An 18,830-nucleotide genomic window follows, 5' to 3' on the forward strand; every position below is an offset into this window, starting at 1 on the left:
GCTCGAGCCGGGGCATGGCAGCGGAGGGAATGGCTACAGAGCGGGCGGAACACCACCCTACCCCTTTTTCTTGACGTCCTTGACGTTGGTGAACTCGATGCCCTCGGCGCGCTCCCTGGTATAGCCGAGATAGAACTCGTTCCGCGCGAGATACACGGGATCGCCGTCGACGTCGTCCGCGATGCTGGAGGTGTTTGCGGCGATGAAGGCGTCGAGCTTCTTGCGGTCCTCCGAGGAGACCCACCGCGCCAGCTGGAACTCGCTGACCTCGAATTCGACCGGCAGCGAATATTCGGCCTCGAGCCGGGCCTTCAGCACGTCGAGCTGGAGCGCCCCGACGACGCCGACCAGCGCCGGCGCGCCGTCGCGCGGGCGGAACACCTGCACCACGCCCTCTTCCGACATCTGCTGCAGGGCTTCCTTCAGCTTCTTCGCCTTCATCGCGTCGGTGAGACGGACGCGGCGGACGATTTCCGGCGCGAAGCTCGGCACGCCGACGAAGTTGAAATCCTCGCCCTCGGTCAAGGTATCGCCGATGCGCAGCGTGCCGTGATTGGGAATGCCGACGACGTCGCCCGCAAAGGCTTCGTCCGCGACCGAGCGGTCCTGGGCGAAGAAGAATTGCGGGCTCGACAGCGGCATGCTCTTGCCGGTGCGGACCAGCTTGGCCTTCATGCCGCGGCTGAGCTTGCCAGAGCACAGCCGCGCGAAGGCGATGCGGTCGCGGTGATTCGGATCCATGTTGGCCTGGATCTTGAACACGAAGGCGCTCATGCGCGGATCGGTAGCCTCGACCTTGCGCTGGTCGCTGTCCTGCGCGCGCGGCTCGGGCGCGAACTTGCCGAGGCCTTCCAGGAGGTCGCCGACGCCGAAATTGCGTAGCGCGCTGCCGAAATAGACCGGCGTAAGATGGCCTTCGCGGAACGCTTCGAGCTCGAACGGCTTCGACGCCGCGGTGACGAGCTCCAGCTCGTCCTTCACGGCGGAAACGTCGAGATTGGCGTTGAGCTTGGCGAGCTCTTCGATCTCGATCTGCTGCGCCGCGCCGGTCTTGGCGCCTCCGCCTTCGAGCAGGCGCACGCCGCCATTGACGACGTCATAGGTGCCGAGGAAGTCGCGGCCGCGGCCGACCGGCCAGGTCATCGGGGTGGTGTCGAGCGCCAGCGTCTTCTCGATCTCGTCGAGCAGATCGAAGACGTCGCGGCTTTCGCGGTCCATCTTGTTGATGAAGGTGATGATCGGAATATCCCGCAGACGGCACACCTCGAACAGCTTCCGGGTGCGCGCCTCGATGCCCTTGGCGGCGTCGATCACCATGACGGCCGAATCGACTGCCGTCAGCGTGCGATAGGTGTCTTCCGAGAAGTCCTCGTGGCCCGGCGTGTCCAGGAGGTTGAAGACGAGGCCTTCGAACTCGAAGGTCATGACCGACGTCACGACCGAGATGCCGCGCTCGCGCTCGATCTTCATCCAGTCCGAGCGCGTGTTGCGCCGCTCGCCCTTGGCCTTGACCTGGCCGGCCAGGTTGATGGCGCCGCCGAACAGCAGCAGCTTCTCGGTCAGCGTGGTCTTGCCGGCGTCGGGGTGGGAGATGATCGCGAAGGTCCGCCGCCGCGCCACTTCAGCGGCAAGCGGGGATCGGGCCGGCGATTCGGCTGTGGTGGTGGCGATGTCGGACATGGCGGGAGCGTGTGGCAGGGAAAACGGGCCTTATCAAGCCTCATTTGGTGATTGCGGAGGCTTCCGGCCAGCCCCATATCGGCTTTCGGGAAGGACGACCTTCCCATTTCTCAGCCTGTCAGCCGCGGGGACGACCCTGCCTTGGTACGGAGGGTCGTCATGGCCTGGAGCATCCTGTTCGTCGCGGGCCTTCTCGAGATCACCTGGGCGATCGGCCTGAAATACACCGAGGGTTTCAGCAGGCTTGTTCCATCCGTCATCACGCTGGTGGCGATGGCCGGCAGCGTCATCCTGCTCGGACTCGCGCTCAAGTCGCTTCCCGTCGGAACCGCCTACGCGGTCTGGACCGGCATCGGCGCGGTCGGGACCGCGACGCTCGGCATCATCCTGTTCGGAGAGCCCGCCACTGCATTCCGCCTCGCCAGCATCGGCCTGATCGTCGCCGGGATCGTCGGATTGAAGTTCGTTACCTGACGAAGATCTGGACCATCCACCAGGTCAGCGCTGCCACGATGGCCGAGGCAGGGATCGTGATCACCCAGGCATAGACGATCGAGCTGGCGACGTTCCAGCGCACCGCCGAGACGCGACGGGCGGCGCCGACGCCGACGATCGCGCCGGTGATGGTGTGGGTGGTCGAAACGGGAACGCCGAGGAACGTCGCCATGAACAGAGTGGCGGCCCCTCCGGTCTCGGCGCAAAAGCCCTGCATCGGGGTCAGTTTCGTGATGCGCAGGCCCATGGTGCGGACGATGCGCCAGCCGCCCATCAGCGTGCCCAGCGCCATCGCCGCCTGGCAGGACAGCACCACCCAGAACGGCACGGAAAATTCGCTGCCGAGATGGCCTTGCGAATAAAGCAGCACCGCGATGATGCCCATGGTCTTCTGTGCGTCGTTGCCGCCATGACCGAGCGAATAGAGCGAGGCGGAGGCGAACTGGAGGATGCGGAAGGCGCGATCGACCGCGAACGGTGTCGAACGCACCGAGGCCCACGACACGATCGCCACCAGCATCATGGCGAGCAGGAAGCCGACCAGCGGCGACAGCACGATCGCCAGCACCGTCTTAGACAGGCCGCTCCACACCGCGGCCGAGATCCCCGCCTTCGCCATGCCGCCGCCGACGAGCCCGCCGATCAGCGCGTGCGACGACGAGGACGGGATTCCGAGCGCCCAGGTCACGAGGTTCCAGACGATGGCCCCGACCAGCGCAGCGAAGATCACCTGGGCATCGACGACCGAAGGATCGATGATGCCGGTGCCGATGGTCTGAGCGACGTGCAGGCCGAAGACCATGAAGGCGATGAAATTGAAGAACGCGGCCCAGAACACCGCGTATTGCGGCCGCAATACCCGGGTCGAGACGATGGTCGCGATCGAATTGGCGGCGTCGTGCAGGCCGTTCAGGAAGTCGAACAGCAGCGCGACGGCGATCAAGCCGACCAGGATGGGAAAGCCCAACGCTGCATCCACGGCGGCCCCGCCTTACACTTTGCGCATGATCTGTGCGGAAAACCGCAGGACACTTTTCCGGATCATGCGTTACACTTGCTCGATGACGATGCTGTTGATCTCGTTCGCGACGTCGTCGAAGCGATCGGCCACCTTCTCGAGATGGTCGTAGATCTCGGCGCCGACGATGAAGTCCATCGCATTGCCCTGGCGATGCTTGAGGAACAGCTCCTTCAGGCCGATGTCGTGGAGATCGTCGACCCGCCCCTCCAGCTTGCCGAGTTCTTCGGTGATGGCGGTCAGCATGGCGACGTTCGGACCTATCGATTGCATCAGCGGCAGCGCACGCCCGACCAGATTGGCGCATTCGATCAGAAGCCCGCCGATCTCGCGCATGGGAGGCTCGAAGGTTCGGACTTCGAACAGCATCACGGCCTTGGCGGTCTGCTGCATCTGGTCGATGGCATCGTCCAGCGACGTGATCAGGTTCTTGATGTCCCCGCGGTCGAAAGGGGTGATGAAGGTGCGGCGCACCGCCGTCAGCACCTCGCGCGTGATGTTGTCGGCGTCGTTCTCGAATTGGTTGACGCGCTGGCAATAGACCGGCGTCTCCTCGCCTCCATTGAGCATGCCCTGGAGCGCGATCGCGCCCTGGATCACCGTCTGGGCATGCCGGTCGAACAGGTCGAAGAACCGCTCTTCCTTGGGCAGGAATGCACGAAACCATCGCATCATGTGGATAGGCTACCGGTTGGAAATGGTCAGGCCCGAAGGGCTGTCATGAAACTGTCATAGACCATTTTCGATCCGCGCGCGTGTCATCTCACGCCTGCGAAGCCGGGTCATCCACCGCTTTCCAACTGCTCGCAAACAGCTTTTGAATCAGCCAGTTAGAGAGATCGCCGGAAGTAATGCGCGATTTCGCCGATGACGCCGCGGCGGAAGGTGAGCACGCAGACCACGAAGATCGTGCCCTGGATCACCGTCACCCACTGGCCGAAACCCGCCAGATATTGCTGCATGGCGATGATCGCGAAGGCGCCGACCACGGGACCGAAAATGGTTCCGAGACCACCGACCAGGGTCATCAGCACGACCTCGCCCGACATCGTCCAGTGCACGTCGGTGAGCGATGCGTTCTGCGCCACGAACACTTTCAGCGCGCCGGCAAAGCCAGCCAGCGTGCCGGACAGGACGAAGGCCAGGAACTTGTACTGGTCGGTGCGGTAGCCGAGCGAGATCGCCCGCGGCTCGTTCTCGCGGATCGCCTTCAGGACTTCGCCGAATGGCGAGTTGATGATGCGGAAGATCAGGAGGAAGCCGGCGAGGAAGCCGACCAGGACGACATAATACAATACCGTCGGCTTCGAGAGGTCGAGCATGCCGAACATGTGTCCCTGCGGGATGCCCTGGATGCCGTCTTCGCCATGGGTGAACGGCGCCTGGAGATAGATGAAGTACAGGAGCTGCGACAGCGCCAGCGTGATCATCGAGAAATAGATGCCCTGGCGGCGAATCGAGATGTAGCCGGTGATGATCGACAGCACGAACGCCGCGGCGATGCCGACGAGGATGCCGAGCTCGGGCGGCAGCGCCCATACTTTCAGCGCATGCGCGCTGCAATAGCCCGCCGTTCCCAGGAACATCGCGTGGCCGAAGGACAGCAATCCGCCGTAGCCGATCAGCAGGTTGAAGGCGCAGGCGAGGAGCGCAAAGCACAGCGCCTGCATCACGAAGAACGGGTAGACTCCCGTGAACGGCACCGCCGCCAGCAGCAGCGCCATCAGCACGAACACGATCATCTCGTCGCGCACCGCGCGAGGGGTCACCGGCAGCGTGTCGTCCGTCAGGGTTGTCATCTCAGGCCGCCCTTCCCGTCAATCCCGTTGGCTTCACCAAGAGCACCAGCACCATCAGCACGAACACGACGGTGTTGGAGGCCTCGGGGTAGAAATACTTGGTCAGGCCCTCGATCACACCGAGCGCAAAGCCGGTGATGATGGAGCCCATGATCGATCCCATGCCGCCGATCACGACCACCGCGAACACGACGATGATGAGGTCGGCGCCCATCAGCGGCCGCACCTGGTTGATCGGCGCCGAGAGCACGCCGGCCAGCGCGGCAAGGCCGACGCCGAGACCGTAGGTCAGCGTGATCATGCGCGGCACGTTGATGCCGAAAGCGCGCACCAGTGTCGGATTTTCGGTGGCGGCGCGCAGATAGGCGCCGAGCTGCGTCTTCTCGATCAGGAACCAGGTCGCCAAGCATACGACGAGGGAAAACACGACGACCCAGCCGCGATAGACCGGCAGGAACATGAATCCGAGATTCATGCCGCCCCTGAGCTGGTCCGGAATGGCGTAAGGCAGGCCGGAGGAGCCGAAATAGTTCTGGAACACGCCCTGCACGATCAGCGCGATGCCGAAGGTCAGGAGCAGTCCATAGAGATGATCGAGCCCGGTCAGCCATTGCAGCATGGTCCGTTCCAGGATCATGCCGAAGATGCCGACGATGATCGGCGCCAGCAACAGCGCCCACCAATAGTTGATGCCGCCGAGGTTCAACAGGAAGTAGGCGACGAAGGCGCCCATCATGTAGAGCGCGCCATGGGCGAAATTGATGATGTTGAGCATGCCGAAGATCACGGCAAGCCCGAGACTGAGCAGCGCGTAGAACGAGCCGTTGATCAGTCCCACCAGTAGTTGTGCGTAGAGAGCCTGCATCGGGATTAGCTTCCGCCACCAATATGAAAGCCCGCCTGCGGCACGACCGCGCGGCGGGCCACGAGAGTTACTTCTTCACCAGCGGACAGACGCTCTCGGAGAGCGGCCGGAACGCCTGGTCCGCGGGGACGGAGCCCACCAGCTTGTAATAGTCCCACGGCCCCTTCGACTCCGAGGGCTTCTTGACCTCGAACAGGTAGGCCGGGTGAATCTTGCGGCCATCGACCCGGATACTGCCCTGACCGAACAACGGATCGTCGGTCGGCATCGACTTCATCTTCTCGACCGCCTTGACGCCGTCATGCGGATTGCCGCCCATCGCCTCCAGCGCCTTGAAGTAATGGATCAGTCCCGAATAGACACCGGCCTGCACCATCGAAGGCATCGCCTTGTTCTTCATGCGCTCCGAAAAGCGCTTGGAGAAGGCGCGCGTTCCGTCGTTGAGATCCCAGTAGAAAGTCTCGGTGAAATTGAGCCCTTGCGCCACGTTGAGGCCGAGCGAATGAACATCGGTGATGAACAAGAGCAGTCCGGCAAGCTTCTGTCCGCCAGCAACGATGCCGAACTCGGCAGCCTGCTTGATCGAATTGGTGGTATCGCCGCCGGCATTCGCAAGACCGACAATCTTCGCCTTCGATGCCTGCGCCTGCAAAAGGAACGAGGAGAAGTCCGAGGAATTGAGCGGGTGCTTGACGCTGCCGAGCACCGTGCCGCCGGCCTTTTGCACCACCGCCGCCGTGTCGCGCTCCAGCGCCGCGCCGAACGCGTAGTCCGCCGTGAGGAAGTACCAGGTATCGCCGCCGGCCTTCACCAGCGCCTGACCGGTGCTGTTGGCCAGCATGTAGGTATCATAGACCCAATGGATTGTGTTCGGCGAACACTGGGCGTTCGTCAGATCCGAGGTCGCCGCACCCGTGTCGATCAGGATCGAATTCTTCTCCTTGACGACATTGTTGACCGCGAGCGCGACACCGGAGTTCAGCACATCCATGAAGATGTCGACCTTCTCGACGTCGATCCATTGGCGCGCGATGGTGGCGCCGATGTCGGGCTTGTTCTGATGATCAGCGGAGATCAAGTCGACCTTCCAACCCTTGGCGGCAAGGCCGGAATCCTCGATCGCCATCTGGGCGGCCAGCGTCGAGCCCGCGCCACCGAGGTCGGAATAGAGACCGGAATTATCGGTCAGCACGCCGACCTTGACGGTCTTGTCCTGTGCCGACGCGCCGCTCGCGACGAATCCCAACGCCATGCCGAGAACAATTGCAGAAAAACGCTGTTTCATAATTCCCTCCGGGAAATCCACTATTGAATGCGTCGAGGCGTCAGACACCGAGATAGGTGTGGAGCTTGTCCATGTTGGCGGCAAGCTCCGAATTGGAGAACCCGTCAATGATCTTGCCGTGCTCGACCACGTAATACCGGTCGGCGACGGTCGATGCGAAGCGGAAGTTCTGCTCGACCAGCAGGATCGTGAAGCCTTCCTTCTTGAGCCGCGCAATGGTGTGGCCGATCTGCTGGATGATGACCGGAGCGAGGCCCTCCGTCGGCTCGTCCAGCATCAGGAAGCTCGCGCCGGTGCGCAGGATACGCGCGATCGCGAGCATCTGCTGCTCGCCGCCCGACAGCTTGGTGCCCTGGCTGTTGAGCCGCTCCTTCAGGTTCGGAAACAGCTCGAAGATCTGATCGAGCGGCAATCCGCCTTCGCGGACCACCGGCGGCAGCATCAGATTCTCCCGCACGTCGAGACTGGCGAATATGCCTCGCTCCTCCGGGCAGAACGCGATGCCCATGCGCGCGATCCTGTCGGAGGTCGCGCGGATGATCTCCTGATCGTTGAACTTCACCGAGCCGGTACGCTTGCCGATGATGCCCATGATCGACTTCAGCGTGGTGGTCTTGCCGGCGCCGTTGCGCCCGAGCAAGGTTACGACCTCGCCGGCGTTCACGTCGAAGTTGATCCCGTGCAGGATGTGGGACTCGCCATACCATGCTTCGAGGTTGCGGACTTGAAGGATGTTTCCGCCGGTCGCGGCCCTGGCCGGAGCCTCGGCGATCGCAGTGTCAGGCATGACCGGCTCCCAGATAGGCTTCCTTGACGCGCTCGTCCTTGGTGAGCTCGGAGTAATGGCCCTGCGCGAGCACCTGCCCGCGCGTCAGCACGGTGATGATGTCGGAGAGATTGGCCACCACGCTCAGATTATGCTCGACCATCAGGATGGTATATTTCGCCGAGATGCGCTTGATCAGCGCCGCGATCTTGTCGATGTCCTCGTGGCCCATTCCGGCCATCGGCTCGTCGAGCAGCATCATCTCTGGGTCGAGTGCGAGCGTGGTTGCGATCTCAAGTGCACGCTTGCGCCCATAGGGCATCTCGACCGCGGGCGTGCTCGCAAACTCGCTGAGGCCCACGTCATTGAGCAACTCGCGCGCGCGGTCGTTGAAGCGGTTCAGCACGGACTTGGAGCGCCAGAAGTCGAACGAAGAGCCGTGCTGGCGCTGAAGCGCCACGCGGACGTTCTCCAGCGCGGTGAGATGCGGAAACACCGCCGAAATCTGGAACGAACGCACAAGACCCATGCGGGCGACGTCCGCCGGCGCCATCGCCGTGATGTCCTGTCCCTTGTACAGGATCTTTCCGGCTGACGGCTTCAGGAACTTGGTCAGAAGATTGAAGCAGGTCGTCTTGCCGGCCCCGTTCGGGCCGATCAACGCATGGATGCTCCCACGGCGAACCTTGAGCGCAACGTCGCGGACGGCGAAGAAGCCCGCAAACTCCTTGGTCAAGCCTTCCGTTTCGAGAATGAACTCATCGGCCAAACAGATTTCCCCCTGCCCGCGCAAGGCGCGTGGCTGTCCTTGTTGCTTCGGCTGTCCGGAGGACTTGCAGCCCACCCGGGGCGCCGCCTCCGGGCGCGGAATATGCCGGAGGTGACGGGGGTTAGGCAAGGCGGAAAGCTGAGCAGATCAGGCCTCCGGCTGGGATACAAATGCTCCCTTAGTCGGACGCGTTTCGATGTCGTGCCTGCCCGGCTCCCGGTTCGCAAGACACCGGCCATCAAGCCGTCGTTAACGGTCTTTCGTTCGGTGCGCCAGCCTTCATAGAAAATTTTCCTGCAAGCCGGATCATGCGCGGGGGTTTTCACGTGGGGAATATTGTTTTGGATTTCGCAAGCGCCGCGCCCTCCGTCGTCAAGTCGATCAGGCAGCGTGATCTCCTGAATACGTGGCTGCGGCTCTATGCGCGCCATGAGGTCGCACCGGCGATCTGGGAGTACCAGCCTGCGCGGCTCGAGGAAGAGCTTTCCGATCTCATCTACTACACGGTGGAATTCTCGGCGCCGACGCCGCGCCTCATCATCCAAAGCGAAGGCACGCGCATCTCGCGTGCCTATGGACAAACCGGCAAGGGGGTCCTGCTCGATGATTATGTCGGGCCGCGGCTAGCCCCATTCGTGATGCCCATCTATCACGAATGCTTGGCACGCGCGCTGCCCGTCTACAGTGTGGCCGACGTCGAGGACATAAGCGGGCGCATCGTGGCCTACGAACGGCTGCTGCTGCCTTTCATGACCGACGGGAAGGTCAGCCACATCATCGCGTCGGTCAAGACGTTCTGCGAGGACGGCGGCTTCGAGATCAAGAATCTGATGCGCGGAAATGACGCGCTGCCGCGTCCGAATCTGCGTGCCGTGATCGATCGCGAGTTGTTTCATCGCGCGCCCGGCCGCATCGCGGCGGCCGATGTCGTCGAGCTCGCAGATCCGTCCGGCCCGAGCGTCACCACCGAGATCATCGAGCTGAACTAGCGAGACTTGGCCCCGACTTCCTTGGCATAGGTCTCCGGCTTGAAGCCGACCAACAGCTTGCCGCCAACCTCCAGCACCGGCCGCTTGATCATCGATGGTTGCGCTAGCATCAGGGCCAGCGCATGCTTCTCGGAAAGGCCTTCCTTTTCGGCCTCGGGGAGCTTCTTGAAGGTCGTGCCGGCGCGATTGAGCAGCGTCTCCCACCCGACCTTGTCGCTCCACTGCTTGAGCTTGTCCTTTTCGACGCCCGCCGCCTTGTAGTCGTGAAACTCGTACGGCACGCCATGGGCATCGAGCCAGACGCGCGCCTTCTTCATGGTGTCACAGTTCTTGATGCCGTAGATGATGTTGGGCAAGACGTCCTCGCGCATGCCTGATGCCAGGGGGTGCGACGTTGTACGAAACTCCGGTTCGCGCGACAATATCGCGGACAACGCCACCCTCCGGACGGAACGACCATGCACGTCACCCACGATCCCGCGGCCGACGCCTCGCCGACCATCGACTTCAATGCCTTCCTCGCGGTCGACATTCGCGTCGGCACCATCGTCGAGGCCAAGCCGTTTCCGGAAGCGCGCAAGCCGGCCTTTCGGCTATGGATCGATTTCGGCCCCACGATCGGCGTCCGCAAGAGCTCGGCCCAGATCACCGAGCATCATCCGCTCGAGACGCTGGTCGGGCAACAGGTCGCCGCCGTCGTGAATTTCCCGCCGCGCCAGATCGGCCCTGTTGTCTCCGAAGTGTTGACGCTCGGCTTTCCCGACGCCGCCGGCAAGGTCGTGCTGGTGCACCCGAGCAAGCCCGTGCCGAACGGTGGACGGCTGTTTTAGGAAACGATCTACGGCCGCTTCGGAATATTCAGCCCGCGTTGCACCGCCGGACGTGCCAGCCCGCGTTCGAGCCAATTGCCGACCGCCTCGAATTGACCGAACTCAACGAGATCGCCGGCACCGTAGAATCCGATGAGATTGCGCACCCAGCCGAGCATGGAAATGTCGGCAATGGTGTAGTCGTCATCCATGAACCACTGCCGGCCGGAAAGATGCGTCTCCATCACGCCGAGCAGGCGCTTGGCCTCGTTGACGTAGCGCTCCAGCGGCCGCTTGTCCTCGAAATCCTTGCCGGCGAACTTGTGGAAGAAGCCGACCTGCCCGAACATCGGCCCGACACCGCCCATCTGAAAGTGCAGCCACTGGATGGTCTGGTAGCGGCGCGCGGCATCCTGCGGCACGAGCTTGCCGGACTTCTCGGCGAGGTACTGCAGGATCGCCCCGGACTCGAACAGCGGCAGCGGCCGGCCCCCGGGACCGTTGGGATCGAGGATCGCCGGGATCTTGCCGTTCGGATTGAGCGAGAGGAATTCCGGCGTCTTCTGATCGTCCTTGCCGAAGTCCACGAGGTGAACTTCGTAAGGTAATCCGATCTCTTCCAGCATGATCGAGGCCTTGACGCCATTCGGCGTCGGCAGGGAATAAAGCTGAAGCAGCTCAGGATGTTTCGCCGGCCAGCGTTTGGTGATGGGAAAAGCTGCAAGATCTGACATCGGGACCTTTGTGCACGGACTGAGGCGAGCTCAATCTAGGCGAGGCGCCGTGCGGCGCAAGTCACATCGTCCCGGCGACCTGCGACTATGGCGGCAGCGTTGCCATCACCACGGTCGGGATCATTGCCTCATGCTGCAGTCGAGACTCGATGAAGCGCTCACCCGTGATCAACAGCAGGGCCGTAAAGGCGATCGCGAGCGTCCCGGTCGCCAATTGGCACATGTCGTACATGGCGTTTTGTCCCTCAGCAGGCTTTGGCCTCAACGTCGGCTGATGCGCCATGTTCCTGGGCTCGTGCGAAAATATTGCTACTTTTTCCCAAGTGAGACGAAGCCGCTGTTTCAACGAGGCTGCAGGGACCAATGGTCGTTCCAGGCGTTGTCTCCGAATGAACATCGAGAAGCGCGCCCTGCTCGACCATGCTGAACGCTGTCGCCGCGTCGCCAGCGATCTCGCACATAGCGAAGCCGCGCGGCGCTTGCAGGCAATGGCCGAGGCCTACGAGAAGAGAGCCGCAAGACTGGACGACGATGCCGAGGATCGTGAGCAGAGCCATGCTCGTCGCGACCGCTCGCGCGACGGAGGGGTCCGCGAGGAGGAAACTCAATAGTTGATCTCCATTCGCAGCCCGCGCGGATCGATCTCGTCGCCGCCGATACGTTGCGTGCTATCGCGCGCCGCTGCCGCACAGGCGCAGGCGTCGATGAGATCGTCGCGGCCAATGCCGGTGCCGTGGCGAAGCGTCAGCCATCGTTCGATCCCAGTGAAGCCCCGGTCTCTCAGCAGGGCAATACGCTGCTCGCGGCCTCGCAGCGACGTCTTCGGTTCAAGCCTGATCCGGCCTGCGAGATTCCAGAAGATCAACTCCGGATGCGCTTCCCCCACCGTCGCTTGTCGCGCCGGCGTCATGACATCGTCGACCTCCTTGAGCTTGTCTCTGATATTCCAGAGCTGCGCCGAAACGCCCCTGCCCCTGCCTTCATGCGTCCAATAGAAGCGATTGGCCGCCGCCATGTCGGGAAAGCCCCAGAGGTCTCTGCGCGCGCCGAGAAACACGGCCGGGCCGATCAGCTCGCGCGCCCGCAGATCGCATGCGCGATAGCCGCTTGGATTCAAGCCGATCGGCATGTCGATCATCGCACGCGCATGCGGTAGCGCGAGCAGACGCGTCAGGCCCGGCGAGTAATCGAAGCCATGATCGCCACGCTCATCGATCCAGGCAGCGACCCAGCCGAAGCGAAATCCGTCGATACCGAGATAGGTTGGCACGTCGTTGGCTGACCCCATACAATCTCACACGCGCCTTTGCTTGACATCCGCAGGTTGCAGGCGTATGTCCCGCGGCCTCGCGAACACTTCCGTTCGCGACAGACAACATGAACCGAGCGATGCCGTACCGCTACGAAATCCTAGTCTGCACATCGAATGGCTTCCGGCCAATCGACGGTGCACGCCCGGCTCATGGGAGCGATCCTGCCTGAACGGCAAGATCGACAGTCCGCTTCTCACGGACCCTCCCGAGCCTGCCGCTCCGGAGGGTTTTTTGTTGCCCGCGGCGCGGCCCGTTCGAACATCCCGGCAATGGCCGGACGGGAGACCCGGATCCCGGGGCTCGCGCTCGAAAGGCGTGCCCAGGCGCGCGGCGCCCTCGACGGCTTCTCCGACGCCGTGGCCGCGTGGATCGCGGCGTTGGAGACGGCGTTGAACCGATGCGCAACGACAACGGCCCCAGAAGCGGAGCACCGCGCCGGGGACCGGCCCAAACTCTGAAATGCCCGCGCGCACCTCAAGAGGTGCGCGCGGGATGTGATGCAGGACCAAGACCATGCGAAGATCCGATCCCTACATGGCACGCGCCCGCGAGCTCTGTCTCGCCGCCGGTGTCGATCCCGACTCGCGCGTCGGCGAGGGACGCGGGCAGCCGGCCTGGTGCGCGTACCGGGACGCCGCGCGCAAGGAGCATCTTGCGCGCGAGGCCGATGCTGCCGCGGGCGAGATCGCGAACCTGCGCCCGCAGGAGGCCCGTTTCCAGAATACGCCGCTGAAGGTCTTCGGCCCGCATGAGGAGGCGACCGTGGCGCAGATGCGCAACTGCATGGTGGTCGGCCACGTAGTCTCCGGCGTGATCTGCGCCGACGGTCATCTCGGCTACGCTCAGCCGGTCGGCGGCGTCATCGCCTATGAGAAACAGATCAGCATCTCCGGCGTCGGCTTCGACATCGGCTGCGGCAACATGGCAGCGAAGCTCGACACGCGCTTCGACGACATCGCAGGTCTCGTGCCCACGATCATCCGCGACGTCGCCAAGACGATCTCGTTCGGCGTGGGACGAGCCAATGCCGAACGGGCGGAGCACGCGCTGTTCGACGACGGCGATGCCTGGCGCGAGAGCGACATGGAGGCCTACCGTCAGAAGGCGGTGAGCCAGCTCGGCACGGTCGGATCGGGCAACCATTATGTCGACCTCATGCGCGACGAAGAAGGCTTCGTCTGGATCGGCGTCCACTTCGGAAGCCGCGGTCTCGGACACACCTCCGCGACGCGCTACCTCAAGGCTGCCGGCGGCAAGGACGGCATGAACGTCCCGCCTGCCGTGGTCGACGAGGATTCGGAGCTCGGCCGCCGCTACATCGCGGCGATGCAGCTCGCCGGGCGTTATGCCTATGCGGGTCGCGAATGGGTCGTCGAGCGCGTCCGCCAGATCATCGGCGGCAGCGTGACCGAGAGCGTGCACAACCACCACAATTATGCCTGGCGTGAAACCCACGACGGCAAGGATCTGTGGGTGGTGCGCAAGGGCGCGACGCCGGCGTTTCCCGGCCAGAAGGGATTCGTCGGCGGCTCGATGGGCGACGACGCCGTTATTCTCGAAGGCGTCGACAGTCCGGAAGCGAAGGCTTCGCTGTACTCGACCGTGCACGGCGCCGGCCGCCTGTTCGGACGAAGGGAAGCGAAGCGGCGCTTCTCGCGCGAAGAGATGGACCGCTGGCTGAACGAGCGCGGCGTCACCTTGATCGGTGCCGAGCTCGACGAGAGCCCGATGGCCTATCGCCGCCTGCCGGAGGTGCTTGCCCAGCACGTCGGCACCGTGCGGGTGCTGCACACGTTGCGGCCGTTCGCCGTCGCCATGGCTGGCGAAGGCGAGTTCGATCCGTGGAAGGACTGACGAAAACATCGCGAGCGGGAGGCAACTGCCTTCCGCTCGCTTGCCCTTCACGCCAGAGCTCGATGATCAGGCCGCGCTTCGCGTCAGCCCGCGCCGACTGCCTGATAGGCCAGGCGCTTGAACTCGAAGAAGAACGGATTCCAGAAGCCCATGTAGCGCTGCGTCATCAGCACGCCGGCGGTATTGGCCTCAGGACAAATCCACCAATGGGTGCCGGCAAGGCCGCCCCACTGGAATTCGCCGGTCGAATTCGGGGGATCGAACGGCGTCGGCGCAAAGGTGACGGCGCCGCCGAGACCAAAACCCTTGCCGGGGATCGGGCCGAGATTGGCAAAGCGGATGGTCTGGCCTTCGGGCAATTGGTTCGTCATCATCTGCCGCAGCGTCTCCGGCTTCAACAGCGTGTCCGAACCGGGCAGAAGCGCGCGGACCAGCGCCAGCATGTCGGGTAAGGTCGAGACCAGGCCGCCGCCACCCGACAGCCGCGGCAGCGGCCGACGATAAGCCTGCGGGTAAGGCAGATGGTCCGCCCGGGTGAGGCCGGGCTTCATCGGATCGAGCACGTCAGCGCCATTGTAGAGCGCAACCAGCCTGCCCTGCTCTGCTTCCGGCACGTAAAAGCCGGTATCGGTCATGCCGAGCGGACCGAAGATGCGCGCCTTGAGGAAAGCATCGAGCGGCTGGCCGGAGACGACCTCCACGACACGGCCGAGCACGTCGGTCGCCACCGAATATTCCCAGGCCGTACCAGGATGATAGGACAGCGGCAGATCAGCCAGCCTGTCGATCAGGTCGGTGAGCGGTGTCAGCGGATTGAGCACGCGCGCTTCGTTGTAGCCTTTGAACAGCACCGTGCCAGGGTCGAAGATGCCGTAACTGAGACCGGAGGTATGGGTCAGGAGTTGTCGGATCGTGATCGAGCTCTTCGCCGGCTCGACGTCCGAAAGACTTGCCGCGTCCTGCTTCAGCACCTTGCGATTGCCGAGCTGCGGCAGGAACTTCTCGATCGCATCATCGAGTCCGATGCGGCCTTCCTCGACCAGCAGCATGATCGCGCAGGTGACGAAGATCTTGGTGTTCGAAAACGCGCGGAAGATATGGTCGGGCCGAAGCGTCGTGTTCGCCTCGCGGTCGGCAAAGCCCACGCATTGCTGGTCGACCACCTCGCGCCCGCGCAGCACCGCCCAGGATGCGCCCGGAATGATCTCCTGATCGACATAGCGCTGCATCGCCGTCCGCGCGGCGGAAAAATCAGGTGTCCTCACGTCCATGTATTCCCCCCAATTGTGGTTGCGATCGATATAGCGCGAATTCGCGGGATATGAAGCCCACAGCGCAGCTCATCCCTGTTTCATCAGCACTGTGACGTGCAGGCGACGCCGAATTCGCATGCCTTGCCGCTGGTACAGCGCAATCGCGGACGTATTGCTCGAAAACACGTGCAGGAACGGAATTTCGCCGCGCGCCTCGATCCGGCGCGCGACCGCCGCGAGCAGCGCCTGTGCATAGCCGCGCCCACGATATTCTGGATGCACGCAGACGGCCGTCATCTCGACGAACCTTCCCGGCTTCATCCGCTCCCCCGTCATCGCAACCAATTCGCCGCCGGAGCGAATGCCGAGGAACGTGCCGAGCTCATGTGTGCGCAGCGCGAACGGACCGGGCTTCGTCAGCTCGGTCAGCGCCATCATGGCGGGAACGTCGGCAGCACCCAATGTGACGATCTCGGCATCACGAAGCGAGCTGTCGGCCGGCGAGCCGATCATCTGCTCACCGGTCTCGGCGAGCACCACCTTGAAGCCGGCGGGAATTTCGACCGGCTCCGGCGTGAACAGCGCGGCGACCTGAGTGCCGGACAGCAAATCTCCCAGCGCGGCAAAGCTTGCGGCGGACATGTCGACCATGTCGGCAAAGGGCGTCATGTCCACGGGGTAGCGCAGCGCCCGCGTGCCACCTTCGGCCAGGTGTTTCTGGCTCGTCGTCAGTGCGCTCCAGATCGGACGATCCAGCAGCGCCTCATCGCTGTCGGGCACCGGCCTAGTCCTTGTCGAAGCTGACGATGACGGCGGCATTGGCGATGAGGATGGGGTCGTTGGCCACTTCCGTAGCCGAGGGGATCTCCAGCCCGCCCTTGACCGCAGTCACGGTCACCGTGCCGTAAGGCAGCTCCTTGGCAACGGCTTCCTTGTCCACGCTTTCCGGATTGGGCACCGCGATCGTGACATCGACGAACATGTCGTTTGCGGTCTTGCCGATCATCCGGAAGAAGCCGAGGCTCGAATGCCTGATGGCATCTGACACAGCACGCTTGGCCGCCTTGGTGGCGTCCCTGCCGTGAACGTCGACGCCCATGCCCATCTCGGTGACACAACGAACGCGGGTCATTTTCTATTCCTGTGGTTGGTTGAGTGATAGGGAGTGTCGGCGATCGGGACGCGCGGCACAAGTACGGTTGCTCCCTCGTGTCCCGGACGCGTTGCAACGCTCTTGGCGTTGCTGTGCAGAGCCGGGACCCAGGACGCCACAGAGCTCGCTGATGCATGGGCCCCGGCTCTGCAGCGCACCACCGAAGAGGCGCTGCGCCGCGTCCGGGGCACGAGACTGTAGCCTTTACGCCTTCGATTTCTCATGCGCCCGCAATTCGTCCACGAGCACGCGCACATTCTCCGAATAGTCGATCGGGATCGAGACGAGATGCACGCCGCCTTCCCTGAAGGCCGCATCCAGCGTCGGGACAAAACTGTCGATCGTCTCGATGCGGTGCCCCTTGGCGCCATAGGCCTTGGCGTACAGGACGAAGTCGGGATTGCCGAAGGTCATGCCGTAATCGGCGAAATGATCGACCGCCTGCTTCCATCGGATCATGCCGTATGCCTTGTCCTCCAGCACCAGCACGACCAGATTGAGCTTGAGGCGAACGGCGGTCTCCATCTCCTGGCTGTTCATCATGAATCCGCCGTCGCCGGCGACGGCAAGCACGCGGCAGTCGGGGTAGAGCATGGCCGCCATCATCGCCGACGGCAGGCCGGCGCCCATCGTCGCCAGCGCATTGTCGAGCAACAGCGTGTTGGCGACGCGGGTTCGGTAGTTGCGCGCGAACCAGATCTTGTACATGCCGTTGTCGAGCGCAACAATGCCGTTTTCCGGGATCACCTGGCGGATATCGTGCACGATGCGCTGCGGCGTCGGTGGCCAGCGCGCCTCGGTGGCGCGATCGGCGATGTGCCTCAGGATCTTCTCGCGCAGCGGGAGCAGCGCCGCGGCCTGCGGCAGCTTGCCTTCGAGCCGATCCGCCAGCAGTTCCAGGCTCGGCCCGACGTCGCCGACGACCTCGGCATCGGGGAAATAGACCTGCTCGACGCTCGCCGGCGTGTAGCTGACGTGAATGACCTTCGGCCCCGAGGGGCCCATGATGAAGGGGGGCTTCTCGACCGGATCATGACCGATGGCGACGATCAGATCGGCGGCGTCGATCGCGTCATGGATGTAATCGCGCTCCGACAGCGCCGCAGTGCCCATGTAGAGATTGGTGCCGCCGGGCACGGTCCCCTTGCCCATCTGCGTCGTGAAGAACGGAATGCCGGTCCGCCGCACGAAGCTGGCAATGCCGTGGGTCGACCGCGGCCGGCTGGTCGCAGCACCCATCATGACCAAAGGACGCTTCGCAGCCAGGATCATGTCTGCTGCGCGGTCGAGCGCGGCACGATGGGCGACCGGAATCTCGATCGGATGGACCGGAACCACGGGGACATCAGGCACTTCATCGCCGGCGATGTCCTCGGGCAACTCGAGATGGACCGGCCCCGGGCGCTCCTCCATCGCCACGCGAAAGGCGTCGCGCACCACGGTCGGGATGCTGGAAGCGCTGACGATCTGCCGCGACAGCTTCGTCAGCGGCTTCATGGTCGCGACCACGTCGACGATCTGGAAGCGTGCCTGCCGGCTGCTCATGATCGGCTTCTGGCCGGTGATCAGGATCATCGGCATCGCACCGAGATGCGCATAGGCTGCGCCCGTGGACAGATTGAGCGCACCGGGTCCGAGCGTCGACAGACAGACGCCGGGTTTGCCGGTCAGCCGACCATGCGTTGCGGCCATGAAGGCGGCGGCCTGCTCGTGCCGGGTCAGGATCAGCTCGATCTTTGACGAGCGCAGCGATTCGACCAGATCGAGATTCTCTTCGCCGGGAACGCCGAAGATACGATCGACGCCTTCGTTCTCCAGCGCCGCGACGAACAGGTCCGATCCCTTCATTTTGTGGTCCTGCGCGCTCATGCCGCCTCCCGATTGTTGTGTGTCCCACACGCTGAGAACGACCGATCGTAGCGGTCCATAGCTGCGGCACAACTCACAAAGAGGCGCGCGGCGGCTTCGAGACGGACGGGCCGTTCTCGCGGGGACAGCCCTCGACCAGGGTCCAGCATCGTGCTCGTCCTGCCGGCTGCCCGTCGCAA

General features: G+C 63.6%; 21 protein-coding genes. 5 read left to right on the top strand and 16 right to left on the bottom strand.

Annotation, left to right across the window (positions count from 1 at the left end):
• Nucleotides 1–57: 57 nt before the first annotated feature.
• Entirely contained in the window at nt 58–1,680 is a 1,623-nt protein-coding gene (locus ACYCVF_RS14180; protein WP_459596115.1) for a peptide chain release factor 3, read from the bottom strand.
• A gap of 159 nt (nt 1,681–1,839) precedes the next feature.
• On the opposite strand from ACYCVF_RS14180, the gene sugE reads away from it, so the two are divergent.
• Nucleotides 1,840–2,154 (top strand): quaternary ammonium compound efflux SMR transporter SugE, encoded by a 315-nt coding sequence (gene sugE / locus ACYCVF_RS14185; RefSeq protein ID WP_459596116.1) that lies wholly within the window; start codon nt 1,840–1,842, stop codon nt 2,152–2,154.
• Here sugE and ACYCVF_RS14190 read toward each other — a convergent pair.
• The 7 genes from ACYCVF_RS14190 to ACYCVF_RS14220 all read right to left on the bottom strand — a co-directional run bounded on the left by ACYCVF_RS14190 (nt 2,147) and on the right by ACYCVF_RS14220 (nt 8,677).
• Nucleotides 2,147–3,154, bottom strand: a complete 1,008-nt coding sequence (locus ACYCVF_RS14190; protein ID WP_459596117.1) for an inorganic phosphate transporter — start codon at nt 3,152–3,154, stop codon at nt 2,147–2,149. The genes sugE and ACYCVF_RS14190 overlap by 8 nt on opposite strands.
• A gap of 69 nt (nt 3,155–3,223) precedes the next feature.
• Complete coding sequence (locus ACYCVF_RS14195) at nt 3,224–3,868, bottom strand: DUF47 domain-containing protein (protein WP_459596118.1); 645 nt, start codon at nt 3,866–3,868, stop codon at nt 3,224–3,226.
• Between the two features lie 155 nt (nt 3,869–4,023).
• The gene (locus ACYCVF_RS14200) at nt 4,024–4,992 is read right to left on the bottom strand and encodes a branched-chain amino acid ABC transporter permease (protein ID WP_459596119.1); all 969 of its coding nucleotides are present in this window, start codon (nt 4,990–4,992) and stop codon (nt 4,024–4,026) included.
• A gap of 1 nt (nt 4,993) precedes the next feature.
• Nucleotides 4,994–5,857 carry a branched-chain amino acid ABC transporter permease gene (locus ACYCVF_RS14205; protein WP_027574219.1) on the bottom strand — a complete coding sequence of 288 codons (864 nt, stop codon included), beginning with the start codon at nt 5,855–5,857 and terminating at the stop codon, nt 4,994–4,996.
• Nucleotides 5,858–5,924: 67 nt separating this feature from the next.
• Nucleotides 5,925–7,142, bottom strand: a complete 1,218-nt coding sequence (locus tag ACYCVF_RS14210) for an ABC transporter substrate-binding protein (RefSeq protein ID WP_459596121.1) — start codon at nt 7,140–7,142, stop codon at nt 5,925–5,927.
• A 40-nt stretch (nt 7,143–7,182) separates the two neighbouring features.
• Nucleotides 7,183–7,929 carry an ABC transporter ATP-binding protein gene (locus tag ACYCVF_RS14215; RefSeq protein WP_459596122.1) on the bottom strand — a complete coding sequence of 249 codons (747 nt, stop codon included), beginning with the start codon at nt 7,927–7,929 and terminating at the stop codon, nt 7,183–7,185.
• Nucleotides 7,922–8,677: an ABC transporter ATP-binding protein gene (locus ACYCVF_RS14220; RefSeq protein ID WP_027574222.1), complete on the bottom strand. Its 756-nt coding sequence runs from the start codon at nt 8,675–8,677 to the stop codon at nt 7,922–7,924. The genes ACYCVF_RS14215 and ACYCVF_RS14220 overlap by 8 nt, the downstream gene beginning before the upstream one ends.
• 308 nt (nt 8,678–8,985) lie before the next feature.
• Between ACYCVF_RS14220 and ACYCVF_RS14225 the strand changes: the two genes are divergently transcribed.
• Nucleotides 8,986–9,666, top strand: coding sequence for a PAS domain-containing protein (locus tag ACYCVF_RS14225; RefSeq protein WP_459596123.1), 681 nt, complete (start codon nt 8,986–8,988; stop codon nt 9,664–9,666).
• Here ACYCVF_RS14225 and ACYCVF_RS14230 read toward each other — a convergent pair.
• Nucleotides 9,663–10,022 (bottom strand): ArsC family reductase, encoded by a 360-nt coding sequence (locus ACYCVF_RS14230; RefSeq protein ID WP_459606459.1) that lies wholly within the window; start codon nt 10,020–10,022, stop codon nt 9,663–9,665. The two genes, ACYCVF_RS14225 and ACYCVF_RS14230, sit on opposite strands and share 4 nt — an antisense overlap.
• Before the next feature lie 102 nt (nt 10,023–10,124).
• Between ACYCVF_RS14230 and ACYCVF_RS14235 the strand changes: the two genes are divergently transcribed.
• Complete coding sequence (locus tag ACYCVF_RS14235; RefSeq protein ID WP_459596124.1) at nt 10,125–10,496, top strand: tRNA-binding protein; 372 nt, start codon at nt 10,125–10,127, stop codon at nt 10,494–10,496.
• An 8-nt stretch (nt 10,497–10,504) separates the two neighbouring features.
• On the opposite strand, the gene ACYCVF_RS14240 is transcribed toward ACYCVF_RS14235, so the two are convergent.
• Both ACYCVF_RS14240 and ACYCVF_RS14245 read right to left on the bottom strand, forming a co-directional pair.
• Nucleotides 10,505–11,209, bottom strand: coding sequence for a glutathione S-transferase family protein (locus tag ACYCVF_RS14240; protein ID WP_459596125.1), 705 nt, complete (start codon nt 11,207–11,209; stop codon nt 10,505–10,507).
• Between the two features lie 85 nt (nt 11,210–11,294).
• Nucleotides 11,295–11,492: a hypothetical protein gene (locus tag ACYCVF_RS14245; RefSeq protein WP_459596126.1), complete on the bottom strand. Its 198-nt coding sequence runs from the start codon at nt 11,490–11,492 to the stop codon at nt 11,295–11,297.
• Nucleotides 11,493–11,598: 106 nt separating this feature from the next.
• Here ACYCVF_RS14245 and ACYCVF_RS14250 point away from each other — a divergent pair, with 106 nt between their 5' ends.
• Nucleotides 11,599–11,820, top strand: a complete 222-nt coding sequence (locus ACYCVF_RS14250) for a hypothetical protein (RefSeq protein WP_459596127.1) — start codon at nt 11,599–11,601, stop codon at nt 11,818–11,820.
• Here the strand turns inward: ACYCVF_RS14250 and ACYCVF_RS14255 are convergent.
• A complete protein-coding gene (locus ACYCVF_RS14255; RefSeq protein WP_459596477.1) occupies nt 11,814–12,479 on the bottom strand; it encodes a DUF429 domain-containing protein in 666 nt (221 codons plus the stop codon). The two genes, ACYCVF_RS14250 and ACYCVF_RS14255, sit on opposite strands and share 7 nt — an antisense overlap.
• A 556-nt stretch (nt 12,480–13,035) precedes the next feature.
• Here ACYCVF_RS14255 and ACYCVF_RS14260 point away from each other — a divergent pair.
• Nucleotides 13,036–14,376, top strand: a complete 1,341-nt coding sequence (locus ACYCVF_RS14260) for an RtcB family protein (protein ID WP_459596128.1) — start codon at nt 13,036–13,038, stop codon at nt 14,374–14,376.
• An 83-nt stretch (nt 14,377–14,459) separates the two neighbouring features.
• Here ACYCVF_RS14260 and ACYCVF_RS14265 read toward each other — a convergent pair whose 3' ends face one another.
• The 4 genes from ACYCVF_RS14265 to ACYCVF_RS14280 all read right to left on the bottom strand — a co-directional run bounded on the left by ACYCVF_RS14265 (nt 14,460) and on the right by ACYCVF_RS14280 (nt 18,651).
• Nucleotides 14,460–15,647 (bottom strand): serine hydrolase domain-containing protein, encoded by a 1,188-nt coding sequence (locus tag ACYCVF_RS14265; protein WP_459596129.1) that lies wholly within the window; start codon nt 15,645–15,647, stop codon nt 14,460–14,462.
• 69 nt (nt 15,648–15,716) lie between these two features.
• Nucleotides 15,717–16,448 carry a GNAT family N-acetyltransferase gene (locus ACYCVF_RS14270; protein ID WP_459596130.1) on the bottom strand — a complete coding sequence of 244 codons (732 nt, stop codon included), beginning with the start codon at nt 16,446–16,448 and terminating at the stop codon, nt 15,717–15,719.
• On the bottom strand, nt 16,414–16,761 hold the full coding sequence (locus ACYCVF_RS14275) for a Lin0512 family protein (RefSeq protein ID WP_239623194.1): 348 nt from the start codon (nt 16,759–16,761) through the stop codon (nt 16,414–16,416). Before ACYCVF_RS14275 ends, ACYCVF_RS14270 begins: the two co-directional genes overlap by 35 nt.
• Nucleotides 16,762–16,986: 225 nt before the next feature.
• Nucleotides 16,987–18,651, bottom strand: coding sequence for an acetolactate synthase large subunit (locus ACYCVF_RS14280; RefSeq protein WP_459596131.1), 1,665 nt, complete (start codon nt 18,649–18,651; stop codon nt 16,987–16,989).
• Nucleotides 18,652–18,830: the final 179 nt, after the last annotated feature.

The organism is Bradyrhizobium cedriense (genome assembly GCF_054602315.1).